This window comes from Streptomyces sp. SS1-1, assembly GCF_008973465.1.
GTDB lineage: Bacteria > Actinomycetota > Actinomycetes > Streptomycetales > Streptomycetaceae > Streptomyces.
Genome location: NZ_WBXN01000004.1, coordinates 5279680 through 5303631, shown reverse-complemented (window position 1 = coordinate 5303631; position 23952 = coordinate 5279680). Strand labels below are relative to the sequence as shown.

The window sequence follows — 23952 nt, the reverse complement described above, 5'->3', positions numbered from 1 at the left end:
GCTTGGACCGGCGGACGACGGCTACTCGTCCATTCCGCTCGCGACGTGTTCGATCATCGCTCTCGGACCGCCCGTAGCTGCCGGCCCTACACCGCCGCTAGGTTCCGCCGCAGCGGCCAGTCGCGCTTCGGCCCTGCAACCTCCGCCACACCAATCGCACTGCCGCGTCATCAGTCTCACCGCCACCTTCACGCAGCCGGTTGAGCACACGGCTGCGCCCCGGGCGTGACTCTGTCCGGGGCGCGAGTCGAGGCACTCCTGTCAGGAGTACGGATTCGGGTTCCGCGGGCTCTCGCCGGGATGGGATGCATATCCCTGCCCTGAGGCAGCGTTGGGATGCGCATGATATCCCGGTCCCTGAGAGGGCGCGCCGCCGCCGGCGCTGGGGCCCCCGCTGTTGCCACCGTTGCGACGGCTGCGGACCACCACGACAACAATCACGCCGATCACCACTACTGCGGCGATGCCGCCAATGAGGACGACGTTGCTGGAGGAGGACTCTTTCTCATCTTGAGTCGCAGAGTCCTTGCCCGGGGACGACTGGTTAGAGACAGAGGCTGCCTCTAGCTGTCCCAGAGGGTTCTTCTTCGAACCGGCCGGAATGTCCATCGTAAGCGCAGAGTACGGTCGAACAATGCCGTAGCCGTACTTCTCGTCAGGCGCGTTCAATCCCTTGTGGTGGGCGAACGTAGCCGTCTTGATCAGGCGGTTAATCACCTGGCCTGCGGTGAGATCAGGGTACTTGGATCGGACCAAAGCGACGGCGGCGGACACATACGCGGTTGCTTCAGAGGTGCCACTCGATACACCATATCCGTTGGACATGGTGTTGTTCGCGCCCACAATTTCGACTCCCGGTGCCGTCAGGGCCAATACCTTTCCAGTATTTGAATCCTCCCAGAGATTCGCCTTCTCATCCACAGCGCCGACAGACACGACTCCCGGGAGTGCTGCCGGCTCAATCACGGCAGCCCCTTCGTTACCAGCCGCCGCGACAACGACTACGTCATGTGCCTGGGCATACGCAATGGCCTCGACACCGTCACTCGAGGTCTTACTGCCTCCGTCGCTACCAAACGACAGATTGATCACCTTGGCGCCGTGATCCACGGCATACCGGACAGCGGGCCCCCAGGTTTCTTCAAGATTTCTGTCTTTTCGGGTCTGAAGTGTGCGCAGCGGAAGAATCTTCACTTTTGGCGCCAACCCGATAACGCCGGAATCATCTCCGGGGCCATGCCCGTGACCGGCGATGATGCTAGCCATCTTTGTGCCATGGCCCACAAGGTCCTCATGCGGGTCTGCACCACCGGTGAAGTCCTTCCCCGCCAGTACTTGACCGCTGAGATCTGGGTGTGCCGCATCAACGCCCGAGTCAACTACAGCCACAGTGACGCCCGCGCCCTGAGACTCCGACCAAACATCCTCTGCAGCAAAAGCTCCCAGGGCCCATTGCTTGTCTCTGATGTAATCCGCAGACGCCGTGTGGGCAGTGGTGAGGAGTAGACCTCCCGTCAGCGTCAGGACTCCCGCCGCAGACCAGACTCGCTTGAAAACCACTACTCCACTCCTCACTCACCCAATCGGGCTCAACAGCCGTCGGCGGCCGCACACCTCGCTGTGCGGCCGCCGCTCGAACCTACTCGATGGTCCGCGGCACGTTGCGGTTGCGATCCTCTTCGGAGATCCAAGTCTCCTCGTCTTCGACCAGGTAGTCGGGACGGTCACCCTGGCTGTTTTCCTTGTCGGACCGGCGTCCGCTACGACCGCCCATACCTCCACCCATACCACCGGCCATACCGCCGCGCTGAGTGCCACCACGGCTCCCGTGCAGGCCAGCGCCACCGCCAGCGCCCTTACCAGCGATCCCCTTTGCTGCCCCTACGACGCCGCCACGAGCCTTCGCCAGGGATCCACGACCACTTCCCGCACCAGCGCCCCGGCCGGCGCCACCAGCTCCAGCGCCGCCCATACCGCCAACGCCAGCTCGACCTCCGGCGCCGCGGCCAGCGGCCGAGCCGCCGCCCGTCATACCCCCGCGGCCGCCAACTGCGCCGATGCCTCCTCGTCCGATGGAGGATCCGCGACCGAAGCCCGGCCCTCCACCAGGTGCAACGATTCCCGTGCCAGACGCCCCGCCCGTGCCTACTCCGCCACCACCGGGGCCTGCGCCCGGGCTTGTTGCAGGGCCGCTTCCAGTCAACCCAGGCGTGATGCTGTCGATCTTTGTCCTGGTTGCGGGAAGCTGCGTACCCCCCGTGATCCCCTGGTCGCGAGGCACACTGGGCGCTGGTTTCACGCTTGCGGTCGGTCCTGCGCTCCAAGGTTTCGGAGCCGGTCCAGCGGTACCAGGACGCGAAGCACCTCCGCTGGGCGGAGTGACGGGTGGAGGGTACTCCACATCACGGTTCGGCTCGCCGATGTGGCCGTCGCCCGAGTCCCTAATGTTGTTGTTCTTGAGGTTCCGAGTTACCCGCATGTACTGAGCGCCGAGGCTTTCCATGACGCTCACGCCATTCAGCTGGGCCTCACGACTTGCACCAATCTTGCCCTCGTTGATCTGCGCGACTTCCGCTGCTGTCAGCTTGCGATCCTTAAGGTCACTAGCTACAGCTTCGCCGTTGTCCCACTGCCAGTCGCTGAGGGCGTCGCCAACCTTCGCCCATCCGCTTGGCTCCTCGATCTCATCCAACTGCGCCTTGTACCTGCGCAGTTGCGAACCAGCGTCTGCCATCTGGCCACTGTTGAGTTCCGCATGCCAAGCCGCGTTACGCAGGCTCTGCGAGATCTTGCGCGCCTCCTTTTCGAAGGCCCGGGCGGCCTCACCTTCCCAGTGCTCCAGCACATTGTCGACCGACTTGTCGAGCAGGCCAGCGATGCCTCCTCCCTGGCCCCCCGCAAGGAGTTCCTGAACCTTGCCCCAGTGCCGACCCGTCTCTTCGATCAGACCGGGGTTGGTTCCCTCAAGCATCTTCTTGAGTTCTTTGAGCGGGTAGTCGATGAATGAGGTTTTGGTCTCAGGTCGACCTGGGTTTGCGACGCAGACGTCGTTTTCGATTACTGGCTTCGGCAGCTCTTTGTCACCGGCCACTTGAACTCTCCCTTAATAGGTGATGCTCGATCGGACTACTTGGCGAAGGAGCCGTCCGAGCCCCCTGTGTTACCACCCATTTGGTGCTTGTTCGCGTATTCCTGCTCGGTGTATTTATCCTTTACCTTGGACGTGCTCTTACCGAACCGGTCGATCAGGTCATGCAGTCCCTTGATCGCGCGCTCGAGGTCATCCTTGGCCTGCTTGTGCGCACCGAAGAGGTCGCCCGCCTCTTTGAACGTGGCAATGTTGCCGAAAGCACTCGCGGGGATCTCCGTGTTATACCGCGACGTCTGCCCCGCCTTGTCCATGTCGTCAAGCAGCGTCCACAGCTTCCGGATGACCTCATCCAGCGCGCTGAGATCGACCCGCATTCCGTTACTCATACCCCGTTGTCCTCTCCCCTGTTGTCCAAGTCCTCGGCATCCCCGGATGCCTGCTCATCGCCCGGTCCGTCGGGTGCGCCAGTCCCGGACGGCCACGCCGCTGCCCGCGATCACGAGGGCCAGGGCCACTCCTGTGCCCAATACGTAGACGGCGGTGCGGCGTTCACGTTCTGCCTCGGTCTCACCCATCGTCACAGCCATGGGCACGACACCGCCAGACCCTGCCTTCACCGGTGGGTCCGGTTCCGGTGTGGTGCCCGGGGTCGAGTCGTCCGAGAGGGCGGCCACCGGGTCGACGACGCCCCAGCCGATGAAGCCGTTGGGGCCGCGGCCCGGGCGCTGGGCGGTCTCCTCGATGCGGGTGGCGATCTGGGCCGCCTTCCACTCCGGGTGCTTCTCCTTCAGCAGGGCCGCCACGCCCGCGACGTACGGCGCCGCGAAGCTCGTGCCGTCGGCGGTGCACTGGCCGCCGCCGGGGACGGTGGAGACCATGCCGACGCCGGGGGCGGCCACGTCCACGAAGTCGCCGGACTGTGAGAAGAAGGCCCGCTCGTCGTTGCGGTCGGAGGCGCCGACGGCCAGGACGCCGTCGTACGCGGCCGGGTAGGTGTCGGCGAACTTGCCGTCCGCCCCGTCGTTGCCGGCGGCCGCGACGATGAGGGCGCCCTTCTGGACGGCGGAGGCGACGGCGGCGCGCAGCTGGTCGTTGTCCTCCCGGTTCGCGGTGTCCGAGGAGATGTTGATGACGTCGGCCCCGGCGGCGACCGCGGCGCCGATCGCCTGGGACATCGTGCGGGAGTTGCCCTGCTTCTCCTGTCCGCCCGTGTAGCGGAAGGAGAGGATGTCGGCGTCGGGGGCGAGGCCCACGAAGCCGGTGCCGTTCAGTGGGCGGGCGGCGATGATGCCCGCCACGCGTGTCCCGTGCCCCTCGATGTCCCGGGCGGCGGCCCCGTCGACGTAGCTCTTGCCACCGGTCACGGCCGCCGTCAGCTGACGGTTCCGCTTGTCCACGCCTGTGTCGATCACGGCGACCTTGACGCCCTTGCCGGTGGAGTGCTCCCACAGCTGGTCCAGGAGGATCCGCTGGAGCGACCAGGGCGTGGACTTGATGACGTCGCCGCCGAACACGCACTCGGTGCTGGCCGACAGACCGAAGTCGACGCCGCCGTCGGACGCCGACGCCGTCGGGGCGAACGGTGTCGCGGTGACGCAGACACCCGTCACCGCGAGCACGCCGAGGACCCGCTTCAGTGCGCGGGTTCCACTCGTGCGGCCACTCGTGCGGCCACTCGTGCCGCTACGCGAACCGGCCTTGTGGCCCTCCACGTTCAGGCCCCTCATGTCCAGGCCCCCAGGGCTTCCTTGTCGACGGTGTCCCGGCCGGCGGCGCGTACGCCGCTCCGTCGGCCGATGTGAAGATTCGGCGGATTTACCGTGTGCAGTCCGTAAGACGGTGTGAACGACCCCGGAGCAGAGGTCGGCCCAGCGGACGCCTTGGCGTCGGCTGGGCCGCATCTCTTCATCCGAGGTCCCCCGGCTCGCCGGCTGGCTCAGCCCCAGGTGGAGGCGTTGCTCTTCTCCGTGGCCTGGTAGTTCTCGGCGGCGCTCTGCAGCGCGGTGGAGATCTTCAGCAGGGTGGCGTGCAGGTCGGCGGCGGTCTGGTCCCACTCGCGCTGCTTGCGCTGGTAACCCTCCTGCGCCTCACCTTCCCAGGTGTTGGCGACACGCTTGACCGCGGCCTCGAGGTCGTCCAGCTGCTGCTTGATGCGGCCGGCCGTCGACTTCACGTCGGTGGACGCGTTGGTGATGGTTGCGTAATTGACGAGGATCGACATCGTCATTCCCTTTCAGGAAGATTCGGAGGAAAGTCGCTGGAAAGAGGGAGGAGCGGACGGGTCATACCGGTGGACGGCACGACACGCGAACCGGTCGGCTCGATCAGCCGAAGTCCGACATGATCTTGCTGATCTCGGAGTTCTGCTGCTCCTCGGACGCGGAGTAGTTGCTCCGCGTGGAGTCCACGGCTTCCTTGATGTCGTTGAGGATGTCGCTCATCTTCTTCGCGTCCGCGTTCCAGCGCTCCTGCAGCTGGCGGTAGGACTGGGCAGCCTGGCCCTTCCAGCCGCCCGCGATCTGGTCGATCACTCCGTTGAGGCGGCGGATCTCGCCCTGCAGCTGACCGTTGGCGGTGCTGATGTCGCTGGAGAGCTTGGTGAGTTCGTCCTCTGTTACCCGGAACTGGCCGGCCATGTGAACCTTCCCCCATGTCGTCGTTGGTCCGGGAACCCTGTTGCCGTTGCCCGGAGCTGCTTCGCACGCTTGAGCGCTGCAAACACTCTATCGTCAGCCTGTCACTCATCCACAGGCGAGGCCAATCAGTTACACGCCTCACACACATGAGCGACGAAGCTGTGACCCGTGCGCCGTCTTAGCTCAAATGGCGTACGACACCGGGTCGTTGAAGCCGGCGGGCCGGCCCCCGTTCCCATTCCCCGTCCCTCGTCACTGGCTTTGCGGCTGCGCCGCGCCCGCCGTGTCGAGCGTCGGTCCCTTGGGGATGAACGTCGCCCACGTCTGCGGCACGACCGCGGGCTGGTTGAGGTCCTCGTACCCCAGCCGGGTACGGGCCTTGTCGGTCTCGCTCGCCTCACCCTGGGACGAGCCGCCGCCGGCCGCCGCGGCCGGGCTCTGCGCCTCGCTGTCGTTGCCCTTGGGCAGGGAGTACCGCAGACCCGTGTCCGTCAGCAGATACGTCGCCCCGCCGCCCGCGGCCGTACCGGAGACCTCCTGGAACAGCAGGCCGGAGCCGGAGGAGACGTACGCGCTCAGCGAGTCGGTGATGACCTTCTTGGGGTAGTCGGCCCCCGCCCAGGCCGCCAGAGTGGGCGTACTGCCGTCGAAGGCGCCCTTGTAGACGCTGCAGGACGTCCTGGCCGCCGCGCCGGTCGCCGGGTTGGCGCTGTTGGCCTGCCGGGGGACGATCTCGGGCCAGCCCTTGTCGGCGTAGAAGCGGTCGGCGCGGCCGCCGTTGGCCTCGATGACGACGCGGGTGTCGACCTTCAGGGCGCCGTTCTCGTCGCGGGCCACGAGCAGGGCGGCGACGAACGGCGAGACGGCGGCGACCTTGTCCTTCAGGACGATGTAGAACTGCTCGCCCTGGGCGTCCCGGGCCCGCAGCACCTGGCCGATCGTGCCCGCCTCGGCGGGGAGCCCCTGGACGGCGGTCCGCCCGCCGGCGCCGGGCACGACGGGGAAGGTGATGTCCCCGCCGTCGTTCAGGGTGTTGAGCCATTCCTGGCTCACCGGCTGCGGGTCGGTGGTGGCGCTGCTGCCGATGACGGCGGACCGCAGCTGCTCCATCGAGGTCTCGTCGAGGCCGGACTTCCCGCCGAGCAGGAAGCGGTTCCCCTTGCTGTCGACCAGGTACTCGGCCTTGGTCCTGCTGTCGGTGACGTACAGGGCCTCGCGGGGGTCGACCTTCCCGGCGCCCTCCAGGGACTTGGCGTCGCTGTCGTCGAAGACGAACACCGCGCGGTCGATGGCCGCCTTGGAGCCAGGCGCCGGACGCTCGCACACCGCCCAGGTCTTGGTCTTCTCGGCGTCCTCCTTGGAGGGGAGGCGGTCGGGCGCGTAGGGGATGCCGATGGTCGCGCCGTGGCGAATGCCGCTCTTGTCGATCTCCTTGCCGGGGACCTCGAGGACGCTTCCCTTGCCCTTGTCCAACAGCAGCTTCGCGGACGCGTAGTTGAGAACCGGGTGGAGGACCTTCTCCACCTTGCTGTCCTTGGGGTTCGGGTCGAGGACCACGTAGCGCGTCGTGGAGTCGCTGTCGACGATGATGTACTCGCCGGGGGTGTCCCAGCCCTTGGGAGCGGTGGGCTTGATCACGCCCCAGGCGATGAAGCCGATGACCAGGACCACTCCGACGGCGAGGCTCGGCATCACCGTGCGCACGGGCCGCGGGGCGCCTTCCTCCGAGCCGCCCGGCGACGGCGCCAGGAAGGCCGCGACGGTGCGCTTGCGAGCGAACGTGTAGGCGGCGAGCTCGTCCCGACGCTTTGCCATGGTCCCCGTATCTCCCGTTTGGTGATGCTTCGATCGCGCTCGAAAAGGCCGCAACGGCCGTGCAGGGACCTACTATGCCTTGCGCCGCGTGCCGACGATCCCTCAGGTGTGGACAGGCCCCGGCATCTTCACAGAGCTTCTCCACAGCCCTCCACCACGCGGGCGCGGACCATGGCAGGCTGGCCGTCCGGGGCTGGGGTGCCGTCCGTGGGTCCGGGTGTCCCCTGTGTCGCCCGGGGTGCCGCAGCGGGTACCGTGAGCCACCCGCATGGATGGTGTGGGCCGATGAAGCCCCTGGCCCGGCGCCGGGATCCGGGACAGCGGTTCCCGCCCGCCCGACGGCCACTACTTCGCGAAAGGGATGTCCCGGGGGATGAGCAGCGCTACGAGCACTCGGCGCGGACGCCGCGCACCGCAGCAACCGGGAGGCCCGGACGGCAGACGTACGCCCGCCCCGTCCCCCGCTCCCTCCGCCGCCTCGCCGCGCACGCTCCCCCGCCCGGGCGGGCTCGGTCCGGTCCGTCTGCAGCAGCTGATCCTGGTGGAGCTGGCCGTGGCCGTCATGGTCGCCGCCTGGGCCGTCGGGACGTCCTGGCTGCTGGCCCCGGCCGGTGCCGTGGCCGCGCTGCTGCTGCTCCTCGCCGTGCTGCGCCGCGGCCGCCGTCCGCTGCCGGAGTGGTACGAGACGACGCGCGCCCTGCGGCAGCGCCGGCGGGACGCCAAACTGCCCGTGCCGCCGGGGACGGACGCCATGCTGGTGCCGGTGGTCGAGTGCGACCCGGCCCTGCGGACCTACTCGTTCGTCTCCCGTGACGATCGCTCGATCGGGATGATCGGCGACGGCACGTTCCTGACGGCCGTGCTCTTCGTGCAGCCCGGCGACCAGCCGCTGCGGCCCGGAGCGGGCGAACGGCAGCTGCCGCTGAGGCTGATCCAGGACGCCCTGGAGGTCGACGGGATCCGGCTGGCCTCCGTGCAGGTCGTGCAGCACACCCAGCCGGCGCCCGCGCCGCACCTTCCGTCGCAGTCGCTCGCCGCGCGCTCCTACGGCCCGCTCCAGGCGCAGTCCGGTTCGCCGGCGCTGCGGCTGACCTGGGTGGCCCTCAAGCTGGACCCGGAGCTGTGCCCGGAGGCGGTGAAGGCGCGCGGGGACGGTGTCCCGGGTACGCAGCGCGCCCTGCTGCGGGTGGCGGACCAGCTGGCGAGCCGGCTGGCCGGCGCGGGCTTCAAGGCGACGATCCTCGACGAGACCGAACTGGTCCAGGCGCTCGCGACGTCGAGCTGCCTGAACCCGCGCGCCAACCAGCAGCACGGCCAGGACGGGCGCACCCAGCGCCGTACCGTCGAGGCGGTGCGGACCTGGCGGGTCGACGACCGGTGGCACACGACGTACTGGGTGTCCCGCTGGCCGCAGTTGGGCCCCGGCGGGGTGGCGCTGCCGGAGCTGGTGACGCGGTTCACGTCGCTGCCGGTGCTGGCGACGACGTTCAGCATGACCCTGAGCAAGGCGGGCAACCGGGGTGTCGCCCTCACCGGGCACATCCGTGTCACCGCGCGCGGTGACGACGAACTCGGCCAGGTGGGCCGGGAGTTGGAGCGGACCGCGAGCGCAGCGAAGGTCGGCCTGGTCCGCCTCGACCGGGAGCAGGTCCCCGGAGCCCTCGCCACTCTGCCGCTCGGAGGTACGTACTGATGTCCCAGCCCGCTCCGACCATGCCCCCGGGACAGCAGGGCCGCGCCCCCGGCACCCCGGCCCATGTGGCCTCCCCGACCGACACCGGCATGATCCCGATCATCCGGCAGCCGGAGGCGCCGCAGCGTCAACGGCGCATCTTCAGCCCGGGGTTCGGGCTGCGCGGCCCGCGCCGCAACCGTCATGTGGTGACGGTCGACGAGCTCGCGGCCATCAGCATGCCGATCGGTGACGACGGCGTACTCATCGGCACCGACGCGGAGTCGCAGCCGGCGGTGCTCGGTCTGGCCCGTCCCACTCCGTTCGACGTCGTGCTCGTGGGCGGTCTGTGGCTGGCGCAGGTGCTGGCGCTACGGGCCGCCGCGACCGGGGCGCGCGTCGGTGTGGAGACCGGACGTCCGCAGGCGTGGCAGCAGTTGGCGCAGGCGGCCGGCGGCGGTCAGCAGTGTGTGACGGTGTATCCGGTGGGCCGGGTGCCCGCGCAGGGCCCGTCCGTGTCCAGTCCGGTCGTGCTGATCCGGGACTGCGGTATCCGTCCGCCGCGCGGGCGGGTGACGTCGGTGCCGTGGCAGTCCGTGGTGACGGTGCTGCCGTTCGTCAGCGAGCACGCGCCGCGCTGGCTGGCGCAGGCGCACCTCGTGGGCATCCAGCGCATCTCGCCGTACGAGACGGAGTCCGTGAAGGACACGCTGGGCATCCCGGAGGAGCACCTCCAGCATCTTCCGACGCTGCACGACGGTGTCGCGCTGTGGTGTACGCGCAAGCACCAGAAGTTCGTGATGACCGAGCCCACCGACGCGGAGACGGGGCTGCTCGGTGTGGCCCGCCGGATGGACTGAGCGGTCGTCGGTGCCGGGCGGGGGGTGAACGGGGCTCAGGCGCGGGGGACTTGTGCCGGGGGCTCGCCGGCCGGGCGCTCCGGGGTCCGGCGGTCACGTCCCGCGGGGGCTCGGCTGCCCGTCCCTCCGGGCCCGGAAACCCCTTCCGTCCACGGTGTCCGGGCTATAGCGTCCGCGCACATGGGGCCTTTTCCGTCCCGCCGAGCGAGTGATTAGGCTTCTGGTGGTGCGGTGACGATCGCAGTCGCGGGGGACTCGCCACTGGGTCCGCCCGGCCGCGACGACGACACGCTCAGCAGCAGTGGCTGACCAGGAGGCAAGCAGTGAACAGGGATCGGTCCGAGTACAACGGCGGGAGCCCTTCCTCGGACGGGGACGATCACGAGGTGGATCTGACGGGCGAGTTCGAGATCGTCTACACACCTCCCGCCTGGTACGCCCAGAGCACGCAGGGTGGCTCCTCGCCGAGCGGTCAGCAGGAGGCCGAGGGGGCGGCACCGCCGCCGCCGACCGGCCCGCCCGTCGGGACGCCCACGGGTCCCCCCGGCACGGTCCCGGCGCCGGCCCCGAGCACCCCGGCCGCGCCGCAGCAGGGACAGACCGCGGGTGGCTACGGCTTCCCCCAGCAGCAGTCCGTCCCGGGCGCGGCCCCGGCGTCCGGCGCGTACGGCTACCCGCAGCAGCAGCCCGGTCCGGCGGCGCCGCAGCAGCAGAGCCAGGACACCTCCGGCGGTTTCGGCACGCCTCAGCCGAACACCCCGGGCGCCTACGGCTACCCCCAGCAGCCCACCACCCCCGCACCCCAGCAGGCCCAGGACACCTCCGGCGGATTCGGCACGCCTCAGCCGAACACCCCAGGCGCCTACGGCTACCCCCAGCAGCCCACCACCCCCGCACCCCAGCAGGCCCAGGACACCTCCGGCGGATTCGGCACGCCTCAGCCGAACACCCCCGGCGCCTACGGCTACCCCCAGCAGCCCACCACCCCCGCACCCCAGCAGGCCCAGGACACCTCCGGCGGTTTCCAGGCGCCCCAGCAGGCGACGCCCGCCGCGCCCGCGACTCCGCCCGCCGCACCGGCCGCTCCCCCGGCCGCCCCCTCCGTTCCCCCGGCCGCCCCCTCCGTTCCCCCGGCCGCGCCCGGCTTCCCGGTGCTGCGCCCGGTCGACGAGAGCGCCCAGGCCCCCGCCGCGCCCGAGCCGCCCGCCCCCGTCCCCCCGGTGGCGGAGGCGCCCGAGCCCGAGCGGTCGGAGCCCGAGCCCGAGCTCAACCACGCCGCCGCCGACGCCGAAGCGGCCCGCCTGTTCGGCGGGGACGACGACGAGCCGGAGCCGGAGCAGAACGCCGAGCCGGAGCCCGCCACCGCGTCCGGCGCGGCCGACGACACCGCCCAGGCCGACCCCGCCCCGCAGCCGCAGCCCGAAGCCGCCCCGGCTCAGCCCGAGCCCGAGGTCCAGACCGACGTCCAGCCCGAGGCCGCGTCGGCCACCACGGAGGCGGCGCCCGCCGCCGAGCCGGAAGCGCAGCCCGCCGCGCCCGCGCCCGAGCAGCCGCAGGCCCAGGCGCCCGGCCAGGCCCCGATGCCGCCGCACGCCCAGCCCGGCGCTCCCGCGCAGCCGCCCGCGGCTCCGGGTGAGCAGCCGCACACCCAGCCCGTCGGACAGCAGCAGCCCGGCCAGCCGCTTCCGCCGCTGCCCCAGGGTTTCGTGCCCGCGCACCCCCAGCCGGGCGCGCCGCAGCAGGGCGTACCGCAGCCGCCCGCCCAGGGCGCCCCGCCGGCCCCCGGCTACGGCTATCCGCAGCAGCCCGGCCAGCCGCAGCCCCAGCCGCAGCAGGCCCCGCCGCAGGGCGGGTTCGGCCCGGCCCAGCCGCAGCCGGGCCAGCCCGGTCAGCCCGTGGACCCCCGCCAGGCGCACCAGCCGGGCCAGCCGCAGCAGCCGTACGGCTACCCGCAGCAGCCCGGACAGCCGCAGCCCCACCCCCAGCAGCAGGCACCGCAGCCGGGTCAGCCCCAGCCCTACGGCTATCCGCAGCAGCCGGGCCAGCCGCAGCCCGGCTACGGCTACCCGCAGCAGCAGCCGGGCTACGGCTACCCCCAGCAGCCCGGCCAGCCCGGCCAGCCCGCGCAGCCCCAGCAGCCGGCCGCGCAGCAGCCCCCGGCCCAGCCGCAGCCCCAGCCGCAGGCTCCGCAGACCCCCGCCGCGTACGGCAGTCAGGGCGGCTGGTCGGCGCCGCCCGGTCCGCAGGCCGGTCCGGGTGCTCCGCAGCAGCAGCAAGCCGCGCCCGGCACCCCGCTCGGCTACAACGCCGCCGTGGAGCTGTCGTCGGACCGTCTGCTGCGCAACCAGCCGAAGGCCCGCAAGAACAACCAGGGCCCGTCCCGGTTCAAGCTCGGCGCCAAGAAGGAGCAGGCGGAGCGCGAGCGCAAGCTCGGTCTGATCCGGACGCCGGTGATGTCCTGCTACCGGATCGCGGTCATCAGCCTCAAGGGCGGTGTCGGCAAGACCACGACGACCATGTCGCTGGGCGCCACGCTGGCCACCGAGCGGCAGGACAAGATCCTCGCGATCGACGCCAACCCGGACGCCGGCACGCTCGGCCGGCGGGTGCGGCGCGAGACGGGTGCGACGATCCGCGACCTGGTCCAGGCGATCCCGCAGCTCAACAGCTACATGGACATCCGCCGCTTCACCTCGCAGGCGCCCTCCGGTCTGGAGATCATCGCCAACGACGTGGACCCGGCCGTCTCCACCACGTTCAACGACCAGGACTACCGCAGCGCGCTGGAGGTGCTGGGGCGGCAGTACCCGATCATCCTCACGGACTCGGGCACCGGTCTGCTCTACAGCGCCATGCGCGGGGTCCTCGACCTCGCCGACCAGCTGATCATCATCTCCACCCCGTCGGTGGACGGCGCGAGCAGCGCCTCGACGACGCTCGACTGGCTGTCGGCGAACGGCTTCGCGGATCTCGTGCAGCGGTCGGTCACCGTGATCTCGGGTGTCCGTGAGACGGGCAAGATGATCAAGGTGGACGACATCGTCGCGCACTTCGAGACGCGCTGCCGCGGTGTCGTCGTGATCCCCTTCGACGAGCACCTCTCCGCGGGTGCCGAGGTGGACCTCGACATGATGCGTCCCAAGACGCGTGAGGCGTACTTCGACCTCGCCGCCCTGATCGCCGAGGACATCGCGCGCACCCAGCAGGGCTTCGGCAACCCGCATCTGCAGTACCAGCACCCGCAGCAGCAGGGCTACCCGCAGCAGCCCGGCCAGCCGCAGCCCCAGCAGCCGTACGCCCAGCCCGGTGGCGCCCCGCAGCCCGGGCAGGGCTGGCAGCAGGCGCCGCAGCAGCCGGCACCGGGTCAGGAGTGGCAGCAGCAGGCCCCGCCGCCGCCGCAGGAACCGCAGCAGGGGCAGCAGCCGGGCGTCGTGCCGCCCGGCTGGACCCAGCAGTAGCGGGCGGGAGCGAGAACGGCGGAGGGCCGGCACCGTACGGGTGCCGGCCCTCCGCCGTCGGAAGCGGTGATCCGGGTCAGGCCGGTCCGTCGGCCGCCGCGATCAGCTCACGGCAGCGCTGCACGTCCCGGGCCATGGCCTCCAGGAGCGCGTCCAGCGAGTCGAACTTCTCCTGGCCGCGCACGAAGGCGAGGAAGTCCACGGCCACGTGCAGCCCGTACAGGTCGAGTCCGACGCGGTCGATGGCGTACGCCTCCACCGTGCGCTCGGTGCCGTCGAACTGCGGGTTGGTGCCGACGGAGACGGCGGCCGGCATCACCTCGCCCTGTGCGTGCAGCCAGCCGGCGTAGACGCCGTCGGCGGGGATGGCGGTGTGCGGCAGGGTCTCCACGTTGGCGGTGGGGAAGCCGAGCTCGCGGCCGCGCTGGGCGCCGCGCACGACGACGCCCTCCACCCGGTGCGGGCGTCCCAGGATCTCGGCGGCCCCGGCGACGTCGCCCTCGGCGACCAGACGGCGGGTCAGGGTCGAGGAGAACGGCTCGCCGCCGCCCGCCTCGCCGCTGACGTACAGGTCGACGACCTCGACCTCGTAGTCGTAGATCTTGCCCTGCTCGGCGAGGAACTCGACGTTCCCGGCGGCGCGGTGCCCGAAGCGGAAGTTGGGGCCCTCGACGACCGCCTTGGCGTGCAGCTTGTCGACGAGGACCTTGACGACGAACTCGGCCGGCGACAGCTTCGAGAACTCGGTGGTGAACGGCAGGACCAGCACCGCGTCGACGCCCAGCTCGGCCATCAGTTCGGCGCGCCGGTGGTGCGGGGCGAGCAGGGGCGGGTGGCTGCCGGGGCGGACGACCTCGCTGGGGTGCGGGTCGAAGGTGACGACGACGGCCGGGACGCCCAGCTCCCGGGCGCGGTCCACGGCGTGCCGGATGATCAGCTGGTGTCCGCGGTGGACTCCGTCGTAGGAACCGATGGTGACGACGCTGCGCCCCCAGTCCTGGGGGATGTCCTCCAAGCCACGCCAGCGCTGCACTGTGCCTGCTCCTTGTCGCAAACTCGTCGAACCGGTGTCCGTCATTGCCCAAACGGTCTTACGCAGGTCTAAGGGTGCCATGCCGACGGCCCCCGGCCCGCATCGGCATGGGCGCTGTGACGGGGTGCACGTGCCGGGGCGGGCTCAGACGGGGACCCGGACGCCCGCCAGGTTCTCGATCATGCGGCGGGTGCTGGGGCCGACGACGGCCGCCCAGTCCCGTGGGGTGCCGGTGAGCCAGCCGGCGACCCGCGCGGCGAAGCCGGGGACCTCCCGGGCGAGGTCGACCAGGCTCCGGTCGAAGCGGGCGGCGCCGTCCGGGGTGCGGACGAGCAGCAGCCCGGTGTGGTGGACGAGGTCGCGCAGGGTGTCGTCCGCCGCCGTGCCCGTGGTGCGGACGGCGGCCCGCAGCAGGGCTTCGAGGACGGTGGGTGCCTGTTCACGGGTGAGCAGGAAGTCGAGGAGTTCCCGGCGCAGTCCGCGGGAGGAGGGGGTGCCGGGGGCGGCGAGCACGGTGGCGAGGGCGGCCCGCACCTGTTCGGGGCCGCCGTCGAGGAGGCCGGTGACGAGCGGGAAGAGGACGGCCCGGGCGCCGGGTCCCTGGTCGAGGGACCGGTCGATGTAGGCGGCGACGTCGGTGGCGGTCTCGGGGTGCCGTTGTACCGCGTCGCGGACGAGGCCGGTGACCTTGCGGGCGAGGCCGGGCGCGGTGACGTCGGCGAGGGAGCGCAGTACGGCGCCGGTGCCGGGCCGTTCGAGGCGGGCGCGGAACGCCTCCAGGACCGGTTCGGGGTGGGTGGCGAGGGCGGCGACGAGGGCGCTGGGCGGGAACTGCGGGTCGGCGGACGTGAAGTGCGCGAGGGCCTGCGGCAGATGGCGGGCGCGGGTGTGCGGGTCGCGGACGAGGAGGGCGAGGGCGCCGCCGTGCAGGGCGCTGTCGGCGGGGCGGGCGAGCAGCGCGAGGGCGGCGTAGCGCAGCAGGGCACGGTCGGCCTCGGTGCGGACGTGGGGTGCGGCGCGCAGCCCGTGGGCGAGGGCGGCGACGCGCCGGGAGGGGCGTTCGTCGTGGGCCCAGCGGTCCACGGCCCGGCAGACGGCGGAGGGCTCCTCCTCGGCGAGGGCGCCGAGGAGTTCGTCGGCGCGGGGGTGGGCGCTGGCCACGAGGGTCTCGGTGAGGTCGTCGAGGGCGCGGTGGCGGTGGGTGTGGAGCAGGGCCTGGGCGGCGAGGGCGACGGTCGCGTGCGGGGTGGCGGGCAGCGGCCGGTCGTCGTCGAACCAGTGGGTGAGCCGGGGCTGTACGGCGGTGGGGTCGGCGGCGAGGAGCCGGGCGACGGCGTCCAGGTAGCGGGGCGGCCGGGGTCCCTCGGTGTCGTCGAGGGGGCCGTCGGCGGGGACGAGGCGGCGCAGGAGGTCGAGGCGTTCGGTGTCGGGGAGGGGCAGCGCGGTCCAGAAGGCGGGGCCGAGGTCGGCGGGCGCGGGGTGGCCCTGCCGTCGCCAGGCCACGATCCGGTCGGCGGTCAGCCGCAGGACGTCCAGATAGGGCGTGGCGTCGGGGACGCGCAGCAGGGTCTCGGTGAGCAGCCGGGCCGCCCACCAGTCGGTGCGGTCGGTGTCGAGGGCGTCGGAGAGCCGCGCGAGCCGGTCGCCGAGCCGGTCGGTGCCGTGGAGGCGTGGGAGGAGCAGGAGGGCCTGGAGGACGGGGCCGATGCGGTGGTGCGGTACGGGCGGGGCGGGGTGGTCCGTGGTGCCGGCGGGTCCGGGGCGGAGCAGTGTGCGCAGGGCGTCGTCGAGGTCGAGGTGGAGGCCCTGGAGCCAGTCGGCGAGTTCCTCGTGGGCGAAGCGGTAGCCGTCGCCGGCGGGGACGAGGAGTCCTTCGGTGAGGACGGCGCCGGCCCAGCCGGTGGTGCCGCCGAGCCAGCTGGGCGTGGGGCCCCAGGGGAAGATCGCCTCGAAGGTGGGCCGGTCCAGTTCGCCGTGGCCGGTGCCGAGGCTGCGGCGGGCGGCTTCGTGGACCTGGCCGGCGACCCGGGCGGCGAGCCGGCGGACGGCGGTGCCGCGCAGGCCGTTCTCGGCGGCGAGACGGACGGCGACGCGCAGGCACATCAGGTCGAGGTGGGCGGAGAGGACGTCGTGCCGGTCGGCCCGGTGGGGTGTGGGCGCGCCGGGCAGGGCGGCGCTCACCTCCGCGAGGAGGCGCAGGGTCAGGGGGTGGCGGGCGTCGGCGTCGGTGAGGGCGTCGTCCGGGATGCCGTGGCGGGCGCGGGCCTGCCGGGCCTCTTCCGGGGTGAGGTCGCCGAGGGTGAGGCAGGGCGGGACGGGTGCATGGGGCGGGTGACCGGCGGGCGTGTGCAGCAGGTCCTGGGGGAAGGCGGCGCCGGCGGTCTCCCAGTACTCGGTCCGGCAGGCCACGACCAGCCGGGCGCCGTGGTCGCGCAGCCAGCGGGCGGTGGCGCCGGTCCAGTCGGCGAGGTGGTCCGCGGCGGCGGGCGGCGTCTCCTCGGGCCCGTCGAGCAGGAGCAGCAGGGGGCGCCCGGCGTCGCGGGCGAGACGGGCGAGGCGCTCGGGGGTGAGGTCGGCGGCGAGGTCGGCGCCGGCGGCGGAGGCGGCGACGATGCGCGCGGCACGGTCGAGCGCCCGGCGGGCGGCGTCGGCGACGGAGGTGTCGCCGCTCGCGAGGTCGGCGCCGCGCAGCCACAGGGTGGGCGCGGGGTCGGGTCCGTGGGTGCGCCGGGCGGCGAGCCCCGCGAGTTCCGTCGTACGGCCGCTGCCGGGCGGTCCGACGAGGCCGAGGACCGGGGCCCGGCCCGCGAGGAAGGCGTCCAACTCGGCGGTCACGGCGTCCCGTTGGACGGGAGGCGCCAGGGTCCCGGAGGGCGGGGCGTCCTGGGCGACCTGGGTGGCGGTCAGCTCCAGTACTCCGGCGAGGTTCAGGTCGGCGCCGTGGGCGGGCACGGTGGCGGCGTTGCCGGCGAGGAGGGCGGCGAGCGGGCCGTCCGGGGCGGGCCGCAGGGGTGCGGCGAGCACGGCGTCGCTGTGGGCGGACCGCAGGGCGGTGCCGAGGACGCCGAGGACGGCGCCGGTCGCGGCGTCGAGCACGGGTCCGCCGGCGGCGCCTCCGCCGAGCCGCAGGGCGTCCCGGCCCGCGGTGCCGATGGCGAGCTCCAGGACGCCGTCGAGGGCGGGGTGGCGGTCGGTCGCCGGGCGGGTGGCGGGAGTGGCGTCGAGCACGCGGGCCTGCCGCCAGCCGCCGGCCGGGATGTGCACGTAGGTGCCGGTCCCGCAGTGGTCCCGCACGGTCACCGGGAGGGGGTCGACGCCCAGCCCCTCGGTGCGGACGAGGGCGAGGCCGCGCTCGGGCAGCGGGGTCACCGCGTCGGCGGTCACCACACAGCTGCGGCTGCCCCCGGCGGTGTGCACGACGAGCCGGGACAGCCCGTCGACGACTTCGTGCGCGGTGACGACGGTGCCCTGGTGGTCGGCGAGGAAGCCGAGGCCGCGGGGCCGTCCGGCCGGGTCGTGGACGCGGACCAGGGCGTCGTCCCGGAGGAGGGGACCCGGCACGTCGGGCTCCGCGTCCGGGCGGCGGCGTGCGTGCCGGGGGCTGCCGTCGTCGTGGGGACGCGCGCGGCGCGCCCGGTGGGACGCGGTGGCCCCGTCGGGCTGCTCCGGGCCGGCGCCCGTCCCCCGTGTCCCGTCCGTGTCCGCCGCCCGCGGGCCCCGTCCCGCCATCGTCGAACCTCCGCCCCGCACCCGCACGCTCGTCGCCCACCCTGTCGCCTCGACGGTAGGCGGCACATGATCAGCGGGACAGGCCTCGTGCCGAACGCGCCCCCTTGCACCCCCTCGGTTCACTCCGAGCGCCTGCCCGGACGGGTGAACAGACGGGGGTGGGTGGATAACCCTAGGGGTGGGGGAACCGAGGGGGGACCGTGGAGCGGCGGGCAGAGGACGACCCCGTGACCGCCGCTCCACGGGCAGGCACCCGTGCGGTGACGGCGGTCAGCCGAACACGGCGAGGCTCTTGGCCTTGCCCTTGTGCTCCTCGACGAGCGCGAGGAAGCGGCCGTCGGTGTCGAAGACCCCGACGGGTCCGGCGCCGGTGTACTCGTCGGGCATGTCGAGGCGCACGCCGTTCGTGAGCAGCCGGGCGCGCCGGGCGTCGATCTCCCAGCGGGGGAAGGCCGCCGTGGCGGCCTCGGCGATCGGCATGACCGTGAGCTCCTGCTGGAGCTGGTCGAGCGTCCGCGCGGCGTCCAGCTTGTACGGCCCGACGCGGGTGCGGCGCAGGGCCGTGAGGTGCCCGCCGACGCCCAGGCCGGCACCGAGGTCGCGGGCGAGGGCCCGGATGTAGGTGCCGGAGGAGCAGACGACGGAGACGACGAGGTCGACGACGGGGGTGCCGTCGTCGGCGACGGCGTCGCGCACGTCGTACACCGAGAAGGACGACACGGTGACCGGGCGGGCCGGGATCTCGAAGTCCTCGCCCTCGCGGGCCCGCTTGTAGGAGCGCACGCCGTCGATCTTGATGGCGCTGACCTTGGACGGGACCTGCATGATGTCGCCGGTCAGCTTGGCGATCCCGGCGTCGACGGCGTCGCGGGTGACCTTCGAGGCGTCCGTGGACCCCGTGATCTCGCCCTCGGCGTCGTCGGTGACCGTGGTCTGGCCCAGGCGGATCGTGCCCAGGTACTCCTTCTCGGTCAGGGCCAGATGACCGAGCAGCTTGGTCGCCTTCTCGACGCCGAGGACGAGCACGCCCGTGGCCATCGGGTCGAGGGTGCCGGCGTGCCCGACCCGGCGGGTGCGGGCGATGCCGCGCATCTTGGCGACCACGTCGTGCGACGTGAAGCCCGACGGCTTGTCGACGATGACAAGGCCGTCGGGCGTGGTGTTCTTCTGCGTCATTCCGCGGTGTCGCCGTCCGTCTCGTCCTCGGTGCCCGGCTTGCGGTACGGGTCGGCCTCACCGGCGTAGCGGGCGCCCGCTGACGCCTCGCGGACCTTCTCGTCGGACTGGCGCGCCTTGTCGAGGAGGTCCTCGATGGTCTTGGCGGTGTCCGGCAGGGCGTCGGCGACGAAGGTGAGGGTCGGGGTGAACTTCACCCCGGCGGCCCGGCCGACCTCGGAGCGCAGGACGCCCTTGGCGCTCTCCAGGCCGGCCGCCGCGGCCGCCCGCTCCTCGTCGTCGCCGTACACCGTGTAGAAGACGGTCGCCTCCCGCAGGTCACCCGTGACGCGGGTGTCCGTGATGGTGACGTGCGAGCCGAGCCGCGGGTCCTTGATCCCGCGCTGCAGCTTCTGGGCCACCACCTCTCGGATGAGGTCCGCCAGCCTCTTGGCACGCGCGTTGTCGGCCACTGGTCCGTCTCCTTAAGTGCTTACGTTGTGCTTCAGTCTTCGTCGCTGTGGAGCCTGCGTCGAACCGAGAGCAGTTCCACCTCGGGGCGTCCGGCGACCAGCCGCTCGCAGCGGTCCAGTACGCCGGTGAGGTGTCCCATGTCCCCGGAGACCACCGCGAGACCGATCCCGGCCCGGCGGTGGAGGTTCTGGTGGTCCGTCTCGGCCACGCTCACGGCGTACTTGCGCTGGAGCTCGGCCACGATGGGACGGACGAGGGAGCGTTTCTCCTTGAGCGAGTGGACGTCGCCGAGGAGCAGGTCGAAGGACAGAGTCCCCACATACATATGTGTCCGGATGTCCCGCCGGTTCGGGGTACGGGCGCCAGGCTCGGCGCCGATACGGGAACCGTACACGCAACGGCCGGGGCCGATCGACGGAGTTTCCCTTCCGGGAACTCGCGCCGACCGGCCCCGATCGCGTGCTGGGATCAGACGCGCGGCTTCTCGCGCATCTCGTACGTCGCGATGACGTCGTCGACCTTGATGTCGTTGAAGTTTCCGAGGTTGATACCACCCTCGTAGCCTTCGCGGATCTCGGTGACGTCGTCCTTGAAGCGACGCAGACCCTCGATGTTGAGGTTCTCCGCGACGACCTTGCCGTCGCGGATGAGGCGCGCCTTGGTGTTGCGCTTGACCTCGCCGGAGCGGATGAGCACACCCGCGATGTTGCCCAGCTTGGACGACTTGAAGACCTCGCGGATCTCCGCCGTGCCGAGCTCGACCTCTTCGTACTCCGGCTTGAGCATGCCCTTGAGGGCCGCCTCGATCTCCTCGATCGCCTGGTAGATGACCGAGTAGTACCGGACGTCCACGCCCTCGCGCTCCGCCATCTGCTGCGCACGGCCGGCTGCCCGGACGTTGAAGCCGATGACGATGGCGTCGGAGCCCATGGCCAGGTCGATGTCGGACTCCGTGACCGCACCGACGCCGCGGTGCAGGACGCGGATGTCGACCTCTTCGCCGACGTCCAGCTGGAGCAGGGAGGACTCGAGGGCCTCGACGGAACCAGAGGCGTCACCCTTGATGATCAGGTTCAGCTGCTGGACCTCGCCGGCCTTGAGCACCTTGTCCAGGTCCTCCAGCGACACGCGGCGCGTGCGCTTGGCGAACGCGGCGTTGCGCTCACGGGCGGCGCGCTTCTCCGCGATCTGGCGGGCCGTACGATCCTCGTCGACGACGAGGAAGTTGTCACCGGCGCCCGGGACGTTGGTGAGGCCGAGGACCTGCACCGGCGTCGAGGGACCGGCCTCGGCGACGTTGTTGCCGTTGTCGTCGAGCATGGCGCGCACACGGCCGTAGGCGTCGCCCACGACCATCGTGTCGCCGACCCGCAGCGTGCCGCGCTGGACGAGGACCGTCGCCACGGCACCGCGGCCGCGGTCGAGACGGGACTCGATCGAGATGCCCTGCGCGTCCTGGTTCGGGTTGGCCCGCAGGTCGAGCGAGGCGTCCGCGGTGAGGACCACGGCCTCCAGCAGGGAGTCGATGTGCAGACCCTGCTTGGCGGAGATGTCGACGAACATCGTGTCGCCGCCGTACTCCTCGGCCACCAGCCCGTACTCGGTGAGCTGACCGCGCACCTTGGTCGGGTCGGCGCCCTCGACGTCGATCTTGTTGACCGCGACGACGATCGGGACCTCGGCCGCCTTGGCGTGGTTGAGCGCCTCGACCGTCTGCGGCATGACGCCGTCGTTGGCCGCGACGACCAGGATCGCGATGTCGGTCGACTTCGCACCACGGGCACGCATGGCGGTGAACGCCTCGTGACCCGGGGTGTCGATGAAGGTGATCTTGCGCTCTTCGTCGTTGACCTCGGTCGCGACCTGGTAGGCACCGATGTGCTGGGTGATGCCGCCGGCCTCGCCCGCGATGACGTTCGTCTTGCGGATGGCGTCGAGCAGTCGGGTCTTTCCGTGGTCGACGTGACCCATGACGGTGACGACCGGCGGGCGGACCACCAGGTCCTCCTCGTCGCCCTCGTCCTCGCCGAACTCGATGTCGAAGGACTCGAGCAGCTCGCGGTCCTCCTCCTCCGGGCTGACGATCTGAACGGTGTAGTTCATCTCGTCCGCGAGGAGCTGGAGCGTCTCGTCGGAGACGGACTGGGTCGCGGTGACCATCTCGCCGAGGTTCATCATGACCGCGACGAGCGACGCCGGGTTGGCGTTGATCTTCTCCGCGAAGTCGGTGAGCGACGCACCGCGCGACAGGCGAATGGACTCGCCGTTGCCGCGAGGCAGCATCACGCCGCCGACCGACGGGGCCTGCATGGCCTCGTACTCCTGGCGCCTCTGCCGCTTCGACTTGCGGCCACGACGCGCGGGACCACCGGGACGACCGAAGGCGCCCTGCGTGCCACCGCGGCCACCGGGACCGCCGGGACGGCCACCGAAGCCGGGACGGCCGCCGCCACCACCGGGACCACCGGGACGGCCGGCGAAGCCGCCGCCACCGCCACCGGGACCACCGGGACGGCCGGCGAAGCCGCCGCCGCCACCCGGACGGCCGGCGAAGCCGCCGCCACCCGGGCGACCGCCGCCGCCACCGGGACGACCGCCGCCACCGGGACCACGGCCACCGGGACCGCCGCCACCGGGACGCGGGCCCGCGGCGGGACGCTGCGGCATCATGCCCGGGTTCGGACGCGGGCCACCGGGACGGGGGCCGCCGCCCTGCGGACGGGGCATGCCGCCCGGCGTGGGACGCGGACCGCCCGGAGCCTGCGGACGGGGACCGCCCGCCGCGCCCTGGGGACGGGGACCGCCCTGACCCTGGCCCTGCGGACGCGGGGCGCCGCCGGGGGCACCGGGGCCACCCGGACGCGGGGCGCCGCCGGGACGGGGCGTCTGGGGACGCGCCATGCCGGTGGAGCCGCCGGAGGTGAAGGGGTTGTTGCCCGGACGGGGACCGGCCGGACGGGCGCCGGGACGCGGCGCCTGGCCACCCGGACGCGGGGCGCCGGAACGCTCACCGCGGCCCTGGCCACCCTGCTGGCCGCCGGGACGCGGAGCGCCCGGACGCGGGGCCTGGCCGCCGGGACGCGGGGCGCCCGGACGCGTGCCGGAACCCTGGCCCTGGCCCTGCGAGGCCGCCGGAGCGGCGGGTGCCGCCGGGGGGGCCGTGAACTCGGGCGTGGTCGGAGCCGGGGACGCCGGGGCGGGCCGCGGCGCGGGCTTCGGGCCCGGGGTGGGACGGGGGCCGGAGGAGGCCGGCGCGGCGGGAGCCGCGGGCTTCTCGGCAGCCGGCTTCGGGGCCGGCGGGCGCGGGGCAGCCGGACGGGCGGCCTGCGCGGGAGAGGGGGCGCCCGGCTTCGCCGGGGCAGCCTTGCGGGCGGGGGCGGGCTTGCCGCCGCCGTTGCCCTGCTGGAGGGCGTCCGTCAGTTTGCGGACTACGGGCGCTTCGATGGTCGAAGACGCCGAACGGACGAATTCACCGAGTTCTTGGAGCTTGGCCATGACGACCTTGCTCTCGACGCCGAACTCCTTGGCGAGTTCGTATACCCGGACCTTAGCCACTTCGCTCCTTTTAGGTCCGGGTTGCGGCCGGACCGTCGCTACTTCATGGGCGTACTCATCGCGTACTCATCGAGTGCTCATCGCAATCTCGACCTACTTCCGACTCGCGAGGTACCAGGGCCGCACGGGGTTCCGCGCGACGCTTCTTACGGTGTTGCCTGCTCGGCAACTGTCGTCTGCTCGACGTACCGGCGCAACGCCTTTGTGTCGAGCGCTCCCGGGGCGCGCAACGCCCTCGTGAACGCCCGGCGGCGTACCGCCTGGTCGAGACAGACCAGGGCGGGGTGTACATACGCACCCCGGCCGGGCAGCGTACCGCGAGGATCGGGGACGCACTCGTCCTCGATCGCCACGATCCGCAGCAGATCAGCCTTGGCCGCTCGCTCCCGGCACCCCACACAGGTGCGCTCAGGGCATGCGCGGACGCGTGTCCGGCCAGACACAGTTAAGTCTACCTCCCCGTACCGACCTCAC

Annotated in this window: 17 protein-coding genes; 3 read left to right on the top strand and 14 right to left on the bottom strand. The window is 72.1% G+C overall.

What is annotated here, in order from left to right:
* Nucleotides 1-261 precede the first annotated feature (261 nt).
* The 7 genes from mycP (F8R89_RS25840) to eccB all read right to left on the bottom strand — a co-directional run bounded on the left by mycP (F8R89_RS25840) (nucleotide 262) and on the right by eccB (nucleotide 7542).
* On the bottom strand, nucleotides 262-1560 hold the full coding sequence (gene mycP / locus F8R89_RS25840; RefSeq protein WP_225994488.1) for a type VII secretion-associated serine protease mycosin: 1299 nt from the start codon (nucleotides 1558-1560) through the stop codon (nucleotides 262-264).
* A 79-nt stretch (nucleotides 1561-1639) separates the two neighbouring features.
* A complete protein-coding gene (locus F8R89_RS37125) occupies nucleotides 1640-3091 on the bottom strand; it encodes a hypothetical protein (RefSeq protein WP_151786175.1) in 1452 nt (483 codons plus the stop codon).
* 35 nt (nucleotides 3092-3126) lie between these two features.
* Complete coding sequence (locus F8R89_RS25830; protein ID WP_151786174.1) at nucleotides 3127-3477, bottom strand: hypothetical protein; 351 nt, start codon at nucleotides 3475-3477, stop codon at nucleotides 3127-3129.
* Between the two features lie 54 nt (nucleotides 3478-3531).
* Entirely contained in the window at nucleotides 3532-4818 is a 1287-nt protein-coding gene (mycP, locus tag F8R89_RS25825) for a type VII secretion-associated serine protease mycosin (protein ID WP_151786173.1), read from the bottom strand.
* A 209-nt stretch (nucleotides 4819-5027) separates the two neighbouring features.
* Complete coding sequence (locus tag F8R89_RS25820) at nucleotides 5028-5318, bottom strand: WXG100 family type VII secretion target (protein ID WP_151786172.1); 291 nt, start codon at nucleotides 5316-5318, stop codon at nucleotides 5028-5030.
* 97 nt (nucleotides 5319-5415) lie between these two features.
* Nucleotides 5416-5727 (bottom strand): WXG100 family type VII secretion target, encoded by a 312-nt coding sequence (locus F8R89_RS25815; RefSeq protein ID WP_055623214.1) that lies wholly within the window; start codon nucleotides 5725-5727, stop codon nucleotides 5416-5418.
* A gap of 252 nt (nucleotides 5728-5979) precedes the next feature.
* Complete coding sequence (gene eccB, locus F8R89_RS25810; RefSeq protein WP_151786171.1) at nucleotides 5980-7542, bottom strand: type VII secretion protein EccB; 1563 nt, start codon at nucleotides 7540-7542, stop codon at nucleotides 5980-5982.
* A 373-nt stretch (nucleotides 7543-7915) separates the two neighbouring features.
* Between eccB and eccE the strand changes: the two genes are divergently transcribed.
* From eccE to F8R89_RS36280, 3 genes are all read left to right on the top strand, one after another.
* Entirely contained in the window at nucleotides 7916-9235 is a 1320-nt protein-coding gene (eccE, locus tag F8R89_RS25805) for a type VII secretion protein EccE (RefSeq protein ID WP_151786170.1), read from the top strand.
* On the top strand, nucleotides 9235-10074 hold the full coding sequence (locus tag F8R89_RS25800; protein ID WP_151786169.1) for a hypothetical protein: 840 nt from the start codon (nucleotides 9235-9237) through the stop codon (nucleotides 10072-10074). Before eccE ends, F8R89_RS25800 begins: the two co-directional genes overlap by 1 nt.
* A 323-nt stretch (nucleotides 10075-10397) precedes the next feature.
* Nucleotides 10398-13532, top strand: a complete 3135-nt coding sequence (locus F8R89_RS36280) for an SCO5717 family growth-regulating ATPase (RefSeq protein ID WP_264158891.1) — start codon at nucleotides 10398-10400, stop codon at nucleotides 13530-13532.
* Nucleotides 13533-13608: 76 nt separating this feature from the next.
* On the opposite strand, the gene F8R89_RS25790 is transcribed toward F8R89_RS36280, so the two are convergent.
* The 7 genes from F8R89_RS25790 to F8R89_RS25760 all read right to left on the bottom strand — a co-directional run bounded on the left by F8R89_RS25790 (nucleotide 13609) and on the right by F8R89_RS25760 (nucleotide 23921).
* The gene (locus tag F8R89_RS25790; RefSeq protein ID WP_151786168.1) at nucleotides 13609-14565 is read right to left on the bottom strand and encodes a bifunctional riboflavin kinase/FAD synthetase; all 957 of its coding nucleotides are present in this window, start codon (nucleotides 14563-14565) and stop codon (nucleotides 13609-13611) included.
* Nucleotides 14566-14709: 144 nt separating this feature from the next.
* Nucleotides 14710-18294, bottom strand: a complete 3585-nt coding sequence (locus F8R89_RS25785) for a serine protease (protein WP_225994486.1) — start codon at nucleotides 18292-18294, stop codon at nucleotides 14710-14712.
* A gap of 270 nt (nucleotides 18295-18564) precedes the next feature.
* A complete protein-coding gene (gene truB, locus F8R89_RS25780; RefSeq protein WP_151786167.1) occupies nucleotides 18565-19470 on the bottom strand; it encodes a tRNA pseudouridine(55) synthase TruB in 906 nt (301 codons plus the stop codon).
* Nucleotides 19467-19922: a 30S ribosome-binding factor RbfA gene (gene rbfA / locus F8R89_RS25775; RefSeq protein ID WP_062669223.1), complete on the bottom strand. Its 456-nt coding sequence runs from the start codon at nucleotides 19920-19922 to the stop codon at nucleotides 19467-19469. The genes truB and rbfA overlap by 4 nt, the downstream gene beginning before the upstream one ends.
* Nucleotides 19923-19954: 32 nt before the next feature.
* Nucleotides 19955-20248: a DUF503 domain-containing protein gene (locus F8R89_RS25770; RefSeq protein WP_062669224.1), complete on the bottom strand. Its 294-nt coding sequence runs from the start codon at nucleotides 20246-20248 to the stop codon at nucleotides 19955-19957.
* A 143-nt stretch (nucleotides 20249-20391) separates the two neighbouring features.
* Nucleotides 20392-23478 (bottom strand): translation initiation factor IF-2, encoded by a 3087-nt coding sequence (gene infB / locus F8R89_RS25765; RefSeq protein ID WP_151786166.1) that lies wholly within the window; start codon nucleotides 23476-23478, stop codon nucleotides 20392-20394.
* Nucleotides 23479-23624: 146 nt separating this feature from the next.
* Nucleotides 23625-23921 carry a YlxR family protein gene (locus F8R89_RS25760; RefSeq protein ID WP_079033744.1) on the bottom strand — a complete coding sequence of 99 codons (297 nt, stop codon included), beginning with the start codon at nucleotides 23919-23921 and terminating at the stop codon, nucleotides 23625-23627.
* Between the last annotated feature and the right edge of the window lie 31 nt (nucleotides 23922-23952).

Coding starts and splice junctions, on each gene's coding strand:
- F8R89_RS25830 (WP_151786174.1), bottom strand. CDS start 3,477: ATGAGTAACGGAATGCGGGTCGATCTCAGCGCGCTGGATGAGGTCATC.
- mycP (WP_151786173.1), bottom strand. CDS start 4,818: ATGAGGGGCCTGAACGTGGAGGGCCACAAGGCCGGTTCGCGTAGCGGC.
- F8R89_RS25820 (WP_151786172.1), bottom strand. CDS start 5,318: ATGACGATGTCGATCCTCGTCAATTACGCAACCATCACCAACGCGTCC.
- F8R89_RS25815 (WP_055623214.1), bottom strand. CDS start 5,727: ATGGCCGGCCAGTTCCGGGTAACAGAGGACGAACTCACCAAGCTCTCC.
- eccB (WP_151786171.1), bottom strand. CDS start 7,542: ATGGCAAAGCGTCGGGACGAGCTCGCCGCCTACACGTTCGCTCGCAAG.
- eccE (WP_151786170.1), top strand. CDS start 7,916: ATGAGCAGCGCTACGAGCACTCGGCGCGGACGCCGCGCACCGCAGCAA.
- F8R89_RS25800 (WP_151786169.1), top strand. CDS start 9,235: ATGTCCCAGCCCGCTCCGACCATGCCCCCGGGACAGCAGGGCCGCGCC.
- F8R89_RS25785 (WP_225994486.1), bottom strand. CDS start 18,294: ATGGCGGGACGGGGCCCGCGGGCGGCGGACACGGACGGGACACGGGGG.
- truB (WP_151786167.1), bottom strand. CDS start 19,470: ATGACGCAGAAGAACACCACGCCCGACGGCCTTGTCATCGTCGACAAG.
- F8R89_RS25770 (WP_062669224.1), bottom strand. CDS start 20,248: ATGTATGTGGGGACTCTGTCCTTCGACCTGCTCCTCGGCGACGTCCAC.